The organism is Streptomyces sp. NPDC050743 (genome assembly GCF_044456925.1).
In the GTDB taxonomy this organism is placed as follows: domain Bacteria; phylum Actinomycetota; class Actinomycetes; order Streptomycetales; family Streptomycetaceae; genus Streptomyces.
The window spans coordinates 19,233-27,133 of sequence record NZ_JBITGJ010000097.1 but is presented as its reverse complement, the minus strand read 5'-3'; the positions used below and the strand labels follow the sequence as shown (position 1 = coordinate 27,133).

Below are 7,901 nucleotides of genomic sequence, written 5' to 3'. Positions count from 1 at the left end.
TGACGGCGATCCGGCTATCCCTGCCCTGCTCCGCAGGAGTCCGATTCCTCCCCGGCCTGAAGGCCGGGGCATCCTCGGAGGAACCCGGTGAAGTCCTTGGTCTGGGCGGCGCCGCAGGTGACGTCGGTCAGCCGGGCTCCGGTGCGGGCGGCGAGGACGTGGGGGTAGTCGGCCGTGGAGCGCAGGCAGATCAGGTTGCTCGCGTCGACCGGCAGGATCCCGGAGCCGGCGCTGTAACTGTCGCCGAGCGCGGCGTAGTTCAGGGGGGGTCGTGGCGTTGGCGGGCACGGCCGTGAGGCCGAGGGCCAGCGCGCCGGCGAGTGCGGATGTCGCGGCCATGACACGACGCAGGACAGGCTTGTGCATGGGCGGGTGCTCCCTCTTCTCGGGTGGGGACACGAAGCAGCGGGCATGGCTGTGCCCGTGTGTGCTGGTGCGCGAGAATGCGGCGGCTCGGAGCAAGGAGAGGTGCCAGCGTGGGGTGCCGGTTCGCGGGATTACCGCTGAGTTCTACTGATAGGTGATGTGCGGGCATCCATCCGTGGCGTCAACGTTGTTGACACTGATTCTTGAAATACCCACGACCGGAGCCGAGCCCACGCCCTCGCCTCGCCCGGGGGACTCGCTTCGTCCACGCCTTACGGAGTCATGACGTGCCGGTCGCGTCGCCCGGCCCCGGTGCCGTCCGCCTCTAGCGTGGCCGTATGCGTGTACTGGTCACCGGCGGTGCCGGGTTCATCGGGTCCCATGTCGTCGAGGCGCTGCGGGCGCGGGGGCACGAGCCGCTCGTGTACGACGTCCGTGAGGATCCCGGCGCGGACGTGCGCTCCCCGGCGTCCGTCGCCCGGGCGCTGGCGGGGGTGGACGCCGTCTGCCACCAGGCGGCGATGGTCGGGCTCGGCAACGGTGTCGCCGACGCGGCGGAGTACGTCTCGCGCAACGACCTCGGCACGGCCGTGCTGGTCGCGGCCATGGCGGAGGCGGGAGTACGGCACCTGGTGCTGGCGGGGTCGATGGTGGTGTACGGCGAGGGGCGTTACGACTGCCCGCGCCATGGGGTCGTACGGCCGGGCCCCCGCGCCGTCGCCGATCTGGACGCGTGCCGGTTCGAGCCCTCCTGCCCGCACTGCGGTGCGGAGGTGAGCCCCGGACTGGTCGGTGAGGACGCCCCGGCCGATCCCCGGAACGTGTACGCCGCGACCAAGCTGGCCCAGGAGCACCTGGCCGCGGCCTGGGCCCGCAGCACGGGCGGGTCGGCGGTGTCGTTGCGTTACCACAACGTGTACGGACCGCGCATGCCGCGCGACACCCCCTACGCCGGCGTCGCGTCCTTCTTCCGCTCCGCCCTGGCCCGCGGCGAGGCCCCGCGGGTGTTCGAGGACGGCCGGCAGCGACGGGACTTCGTGCACGTACGCGACGTGGCCGCGGCCAATGTGGCGGCGCTGGAGGCGGAGGCGGCCCCGGGAGTGCTCGCGGCGTACAACACCGGGAGCGGTGAGCCGCGTACCGTCGGCGAACTCGCGCGGGCGCTGTCCGCCGCGTGCGGCGGGCCGGAACCGGTGGTCACCGGGGAGTACCGGCTGGGGGACGTACGGCACATCACCGCCGACTCGTCGCGGCTGCGGGCCGAGCTGGGGTGGAAGCCGCAGGTCGGATTCACGGAAGGGATGCGGGAGTTCGCGGGCGCCGGGCCCGTGTAGGGCCCTGTGCGCCGCGGGGCGGATGCGCGCGGGTCACACGGAATGGGCGGCGGGCGAGTCGGGGACGGCGGCGGGTGAGCCTGCCCGAGGCCGAGCGGCCGGCGAGTCCCGCCGAGTCGCGGCCCGGAGGGCGCACCCGCCCGGAGTGCGGCGACGGCCGGGAGGCCCCAGGATGCCGCGGCGTCCCGAGCCCCGGGGTGCCGCGGTCCCCGGACTGCCTATGATGCGGGCGCCCCCAAGTCCCCGAAAGGACACCGCGACCGCCCAGACTCTCCCAGGAGGTCGCAGTCCCCCGACTGCCCATGACGCGGGCGCCCCCAAGACCCCGAAGCACACCGCGACCACCCAGACTCCCCCAGCAGGCCGCAGTCCCCGGACGCCTCCGGCCGCGGCATGCCGGGACTGCCGGGACGCGGAGACCTCGCAGACTCCGAACGATGCCGCGACCGCCCGGACTCCTCGGGATGCCCCAGCCCCCGGCCCCGCAGCGATGCCCCAGCCCTCGGGCCCCGGGACGCGGCACCCCCTGACCCCCTAAGGCGCCGCAGGCAGCGTCACCTCGAAGCGGCAGCCGCCCGGGATGTTGCGGACGGTGGTCCGGCCCTGGTGGGCCTCCACGATGCCCCGGACGATGGCGAGGCCGAGGCCGGCGCCCGCCGGCGGGGTACGGGCGTCACTGCCCCGCCAGCCGGTGTCGAAGACGCGCGGCAGGTCCTCCTCGGGGATGCCGCCGCAGCCGTCCGTGACGGACAGCACCACGCCGTCGTCGGTGCGCTCGGCGGCGACCGCGACAGTGCCGTCCGGCGGGGTCCGGCGGATGGCGTTGACCAGGAGGTTGCCCAGTACGCGGGTCATCTCCTTGCCGTCCACCTCCACGGGCACGGGCTCGACGCGGCCGCCCACCAGCCGTACCCCGTGTTCCCGGGCGAGCGGGTCGGCGCCCGCCAGTGCGTCGCCGACCAGGTCGTACAGGGAGATCCGGGACGGGCTCAGCGGGAGGGTCCCCGCGTGGATGCGGGAGAGTTCGAAGAGGTCGCCGACCATGTCGTTGAGCCGTTCGACCTCGGTGCGGATCTGCTTGAGGTAGCGGCCGGGATCAGCGGCCACGCCGTCCTCCAGCGCCTCCGACATGGCGCGCAGTCCGGCGAGCGGTGTGCGCAGGTCGTGCGAGATCCAGGCGACCAGTTCGCGCCGGGACTTCTCCAACGCCCGCTCCCGCTCGCGGGACTCGGCGAGCCGCGCGCTGGTCGCGGCCAACTCGCGGCCGAGGGCGTCCAGTTCGGCGGTGGCCGGGCCGTGCGGGGCGGAGAAGGCGCCGGCGTCGCCGAACGAGCGGGCGGCGTCGGCGAGTTCGCGGCTGCGGGCGGCCACCCAGCGGCCCAGGAGCAGTGCGGTGGCCAGGGAGGCCACGGCCGCCATGGCGACGACGGTGGTCACCACGCTCAGGTCGTGCGAGGACAGGAACATCGCCCAGGCGACGGCGAGCGTGCCGGCGAGCATGGCGACGACGCCGACCGCGGCGACCACGGCGATGGAGGCGGTGAGCGAGCGGCGCCGGATCAGGCGCAGCACGCCCGCGCCCGTGATCCCCGCGGCGGCGGCGCCGGCGAAGGCGTAGAGGACGATGAGGAGGGTGGCGCGCACGGTCAGAGCACCGCCCCGCCGGGCTCGAAGCGGTAGCCGACGCCCCACACGGTCTGGATCAGACGAGGCCTCGCCGGGTCGTCCTCGACCTTGCCGCGCAGCCGGCGGACATGGACGGTGACGGTCGACAGGTCGCCGAAGTCCCAGCCCCAGACCTCGCGCATCAGATCCTCCCGGCTGTAGGCCCGGCCCGGGTTCCGCAGGAAGAAGGCGAGCAGGTCGAACTCGCGGAGGGTGAGGGCGAGCCGGGTGCCGTTCTTGGTGGCCCGGCGGGCGTCGGGGTCGACGGTGAGTCCGGCCGCGGCCAGCCGGTGCCCCGTGCTGACCGGGCGGCTGCGGCGCAGCACCGACTCCACGCGCAGGACCAGTTCGCGGGGGCTGAAGGGCTTGGTGACGTAGTCGTCGGCGCCGACCTCCAGGCCCAGGATGCGGTCGTCCTCGTCGCCGCGGGCGGTGAGCATGATGACCGGCACGGGCCCGCCGTCCCGCATCCGCCGGCACACCTCCAGGCCGTCCATGCCGGGCAGCATCAGGTCGAGCACCACGAGGTCGGGCCGGTGGGCGGCGGCGCGGGTGAGGGCGGTCGGGCCGTCGTCGGCGCGGTCGACCAGATAGCCGGCGCGGTGCAGGTATCCGGTGACGACCTCGGCGACGGTGGGATCGTCGTCCACGACCAGGATCCGGGCCGTCTCGCCTGCGGCTTCGGTCCCGTGGGGCTCGTACAGCGATTGCATGCCTCCAGCCTCGCACCGCTCGGCCGCCGTTGTGGGGCCGCGGGGCGGGCGTCCGCGTTTCGTAAGGAGCGCGAGTCCGTTATGCCCCATTGGCGTTCGTAGGGTGAGACCGTGACGACCACTTCAGCGGACGTCGACGTGGTGCTGCCCTGCCTGGACGAGGCCGAGGCCCTGCCCTGGGTGCTCGGCCGGATCCCGGCCGGCTGGCGCGCCCTCGTCGTCGACAACGGTTCCACCGACGGCTCCCCCGACCTCGCCCGCGCGCTCGGCGCGACGGTGGTGCACGAGCCGCGGCGCGGCTTCGGCGCCGCCTGCCACGCCGGACTGACCGCGGCCACGAGCGACATCGTGTGCTTCTGCGACTGCGACGCCTCCCTCGACCCCGCGCTGCTCGTTCCCTTCGTCAGGGAGATCCGGGACGGCGCGGCCGACCTGGTCCTCGGCCGGCGGCGTCCCGAGGGCCGGGGCGCCTGGCCGGCGCACGCCCGCGCGGGCAATCTCGCGCTGGCGCGCATGCTGCGCCGCCGTACCGGGCTGCGCCTGCACGACCTGGGCCCGCTGCGCGCCGCCCGCCGGGAGCCACTGCTTGCGCTCGGCCTCACCGACCGCCGCAGCGGCTATCCGCTGCAGATGGTCGTCCGCGCGGCCGACGCCGGCTGGCGCATCGCCGAGCACGACGTGCCCTACCGCCCGCGCACCGGCGCCTCCAAGGTGACGGGCACCTGGCGCGGCACCTGGCAGGCGGTGCGGGACATGAGCCGCGTGCTGGCCGAGGCCCCGGCCGACGGGGGGCTCGTACGGTGACCACGCTGCTCGTCATCGCCAAGGAACCGCTGCCCGGGCGGGTCAAGACCCGGCTCACCCCGCCGTTCACGCCGCAAGAGGCGGCCCGTCTCGCGCAGGCCGCGCTCGCGGACACCCTGCACGCCGTGGCGGCGGCCCCCGCGATCCGGCGGGTCCTCGTCCTCGACGGGACGCCGGGAGACTGGCTGCCGGCCGGCTTCGAGGTGCGTCCGCAGTGCGCGGGCGGGCTGGACGAGCGGCTGGCGGACGCCTTCGCGCACTGCTCGGGACCGGCGCTGCTCATCGGCATGGACACGCCCCAGGTGACGCCTCAGCTGCTCACCGTGGACTTCGCGGACTGCGACGCCTACTACGGACCGGCGGAGGACGGGGGTTTCTGGGCCCTGGGCCTGGCCGAGCCCGATCCCGCGCTGCTGCGGGGCGTGCCGATGTCGACGCCGGTGACCGGGGCCGTGCAGCGGGAGCGGCTGCTGGCCGCCGGGCTGCGGGTGCGCGAGCTGCCCCGGCTGCGGGACGTCGACACCGTCGCCGACGCCCACGCCGTCGCCGCGCTGGCCCCACGCGGCCGGTTCGCCGCCCAGCTGGCCCGCTGTACGCCGGTCACCCCGCGATGAGGGGCAGCTCCGTCGCCTGGGCGGCCGCCGACCCCTACGCGGCCGCGCTGCGCACCGGCCGCGGTCCGTTGTTCCTGCGCCGCACCGACGGCTGGCTGCTGCCGCTGGAGGTGGAGCGCTGGTGCGGCCGAGCCGATCACGTCGACGTGGCGGTCCTGGACCGCTGCGAGGGCGCCGTCCTGGACGTCGGCTGCGGTCCCGGCCGGCTGGTGGCGGAGCTCGCCGCCCGGGGCCGTACCGTGCTCGGCATCGACGTCAGCGAGGCCGCCGTCGACCACACCATCGGGCTCGGCGGTCAGGCGCTGCGGCGCTCGGTCTTCGAGCCGCTGCCCGGCGAGGGCCGCTGGGACACCGTGCTCCTCATGGACGGCAACATCGGCATCGGCGGGGAGCCGTCCGCGCTGCTGGAGCGGGTGGCCGCGCTGCTGCGCCCGGGCGGGCTGCTGATCGCCGAGACCGTGCCGGGACACGTCGACGAGCGTGCCCGGGTCCAGGTGGTCGACACGGTCGGCGGCGCCCGGGCCGCCGGGGCGCCGTTCCCGTGGGCGCGCCTCGGCACCCCGGCCCTGCTGCGGTACGCGCGCAGGGCCGGGTGGCGGTCCGTCGCTCAGTGGTCGGCGGGCGGCCGGTGCTTCGCCGCCCTGCGCACACGCCACGCCAGCAGCACCGCCGAGCCGCCGAAGAGCGCGGCGGTGATCAGCAGCCAGCGGGTGAGGAAACCGTCCGGGGAGAGGCCGGTGGCGGACCGGTAGCGCCGGTCCACCATGCCGCTGATCAGCGGGAACCAGACGAGCAGGAGCAGCCCGGACAGCAGGGCCGGGACGCGCACGTACAGCGTCCAGCCGCGCCGTCCGGCCGCCCCCAGGCCGCCGGTGACCGCCCGGTCGGCCACCGTGTAGAGCGGCAGCAGGACGAGATCGTGCAGGAGGGCGGCGCCCACGATCCACAGCGCCACCCCGAACCAGTCACCGGCCAGCAGCCGCACCCCGGCGTAGGCGGCGAGGGCGAACGAGCAGGCGAGCAGCAGCAGTTGGAAGGGACTTCCCAGGCTCAGGCTTCGCGGCATCACAGGTCTCCGAAGGTCAGCCGGGCCACCCACTTGGTGTTGAGTACACCGGGTGCCGCGGGGACGATGATCCGCGCCGGGTGGCCGTGGTCGGGGGACAGTTCCTCGCCGTTGACGAAGAGCGCGAGCAGCGAGCGTCCGTCGGCCACCTGGTTGGCGCGCAGGGCCGCACGCCGGAACGCTCCGTGCCGTTGCAGGGACTCCACGAGCACGTCCGGCGGGTCGCCGTCGTACCCGACGAGCGCCGCGAGGTCCCGCAGCCGCACCCCGCGCCACCACTGGTCGGCGGTCGACCAGCCCTCCACGCAGGCGATGGGCAACGAAGCGCTGTGCTGCGGCAGTTGGAGGAGCTGCGCGCGGCTGAGCCGTACGGTTCCGGTGCGGCCGGTGACGACGAGCCGCCAGGCGTCCTCGTGGGTGTCGGCCGCCGTGATGCCGGCGTAGGCGGCCGTCTTGTTGATCTGGAAGCCGTTCGGGCCGCCGCCGGGATCGGCGGTTCCGTGCGGCGCGAGCAGGGCGGTACGGCGGAAGGGTCCGCCCAGGCTCTGCCCGACGGTGGTCAGGAACAGCAGCAGGGAACCACCGCCGACCAGCCCCAGCGCGCCGCGCCGGGAGACGGTGGGCGCCGCGGGGCGCGGGGAGACGAGGTCGCTCTGTACCTGCCCGCGCCGCCGTACGGCCCGTACCGCCGTGGGCGTGTTCAGCACGGCGTGTGCGACGAACGCGGCGAAGAACACCCATGCCCCGTAGAAGTGCAGCGGGTAGAAGGAGCCGGGGAAGACATAGTCCAGCTGGACGTTGAGGACTCCGGTGGTGAACTCGAACAGTCCTCCGCCGACCAGCAGCAGCAGGGAGATCCGCTCCAGCGCGTGGGCGAGGGAGCGGGCCGGCGGCAGGGTGAAGAGCCTCGGCACCACCGACCACAGTTTGGCCAGCAACACGGGGATCAGGGTGATGCCGAGGGTGACGTGGACGCCCTGGGTGAGCCGGTACAGCCACACCGGGTCGGTGGGCCAGGCGAAGAGGTAGAAGCCCAGGATGCCCTTGTCCGTTGTCTGGTCGTTCACCCGGGACAGTCCCGGGTTGTAGGCGGCGTACGACACCAGGCCGGTCACGAACAGCACGGTGATGCCGACGAGCAGGACGAGGCCGAGCACCGAGGTGAACCAGGGGCCGCGCAGGGGGCTGCGCCAGATGCCTGCGGAGGTGGGAAGCCGGGGATGGTCGCGCATGTCCCGACCGTAGGCCGGGTGACCCCCGGAAGGGGGGCCGCGACCGGTGACGAAACGCTGACGTCCGGCCCGCACGGCGGCTGTGTGCCGCTCTCCCGGCCTAGCGT

The 7,901-nt window shown here is 74.6% G+C and carries 7 protein-coding genes and 1 pseudogene; 4 read left to right on the top strand and 4 right to left on the bottom strand.

The genetic code is table 11. The features are described 5' to 3' along the window. Nucleotides 1-86: 86 nt before the first annotated feature. A pseudogene (locus tag ACIBJF_RS43775) lies at nucleotides 87-366 on the bottom strand (SGNH/GDSL hydrolase family protein); the annotation flags it as partial. 338 nt (nucleotides 367-704) lie between these two features. Between ACIBJF_RS43775 and ACIBJF_RS43770 the strand changes: the two are divergent. Next, nucleotides 705-1,700 carry an NAD-dependent epimerase/dehydratase family protein gene (locus ACIBJF_RS43770; protein ID WP_399182764.1) on the top strand — a complete coding sequence of 332 codons (996 nt, stop codon included), beginning with the start codon at nucleotides 705-707 and terminating at the stop codon, nucleotides 1,698-1,700. A 534-nt stretch (nucleotides 1,701-2,234) separates the two neighbouring features. Here ACIBJF_RS43770 and ACIBJF_RS43765 read toward each other — a convergent pair. Together ACIBJF_RS43765 and ACIBJF_RS43760 are read right to left on the bottom strand one after the other, a co-directional pair. Beyond that, complete coding sequence (locus tag ACIBJF_RS43765) at nucleotides 2,235-3,344, bottom strand: sensor histidine kinase (protein WP_399182762.1); 1,110 nt, start codon at nucleotides 3,342-3,344, stop codon at nucleotides 2,235-2,237. A gap of 2 nt (nucleotides 3,345-3,346) precedes the next feature. Further along, a complete protein-coding gene (locus ACIBJF_RS43760) occupies nucleotides 3,347-4,078 on the bottom strand; it encodes a response regulator transcription factor (RefSeq protein ID WP_399182760.1) in 732 nt (243 codons plus the stop codon). 111 nt (nucleotides 4,079-4,189) lie between these two features. On the opposite strand from ACIBJF_RS43760, the gene ACIBJF_RS43755 reads away from it, so the two are divergent. The 3 genes from ACIBJF_RS43755 to ACIBJF_RS43745 are packed head-to-tail and all read left to right on the top strand — an operon-like array spanning nucleotide 4,190 to nucleotide 6,248. Then, nucleotides 4,190-4,882 (top strand): glycosyltransferase family 2 protein, encoded by a 693-nt coding sequence (locus tag ACIBJF_RS43755; RefSeq protein ID WP_356306323.1) that lies wholly within the window; start codon nucleotides 4,190-4,192, stop codon nucleotides 4,880-4,882. Continuing rightward, nucleotides 4,879-5,496 carry a DUF2064 domain-containing protein gene (locus ACIBJF_RS43750; protein WP_399182757.1) on the top strand — a complete coding sequence of 206 codons (618 nt, stop codon included), beginning with the start codon at nucleotides 4,879-4,881 and terminating at the stop codon, nucleotides 5,494-5,496. Before ACIBJF_RS43755 ends, ACIBJF_RS43750 begins: the two co-directional genes overlap by 4 nt. Next, entirely contained in the window at nucleotides 5,493-6,248 is a 756-nt protein-coding gene (locus ACIBJF_RS43745; protein ID WP_399182755.1) for a methyltransferase domain-containing protein, read from the top strand. Before ACIBJF_RS43750 ends, ACIBJF_RS43745 begins: the two co-directional genes overlap by 4 nt. Nucleotides 6,249-6,561: 313 nt before the next feature. Here the strand turns inward: ACIBJF_RS43745 and ACIBJF_RS43740 are convergent, their stop codons facing one another. After that, nucleotides 6,562-7,794 (bottom strand): molybdopterin-dependent oxidoreductase, encoded by a 1,233-nt coding sequence (locus tag ACIBJF_RS43740; RefSeq protein ID WP_399182753.1) that lies wholly within the window; start codon nucleotides 7,792-7,794, stop codon nucleotides 6,562-6,564. Nucleotides 7,795-7,901: the final 107 nt, after the last annotated feature.

Bases quoted from the DNA above. Each gene is read 5' to 3' on its own strand.
- ACIBJF_RS43770 (WP_399182764.1), top strand. From the start codon at position 705: ATGCGTGTACTGGTCACCGGCGGTGCCGGGTTCATCGGGTCCCATGTC.
- ACIBJF_RS43760 (WP_399182760.1), bottom strand. From the start codon at position 4,078: ATGCAATCGCTGTACGAGCCCCACGGGACCGAAGCCGCAGGCGAGACG.
- ACIBJF_RS43745 (WP_399182755.1), top strand. From the start codon at position 5,493: ATGAGGGGCAGCTCCGTCGCCTGGGCGGCCGCCGACCCCTACGCGGCC.
- ACIBJF_RS43740 (WP_399182753.1), bottom strand. From the start codon at position 7,794: ATGCGCGACCATCCCCGGCTTCCCACCTCCGCAGGCATCTGGCGCAGC.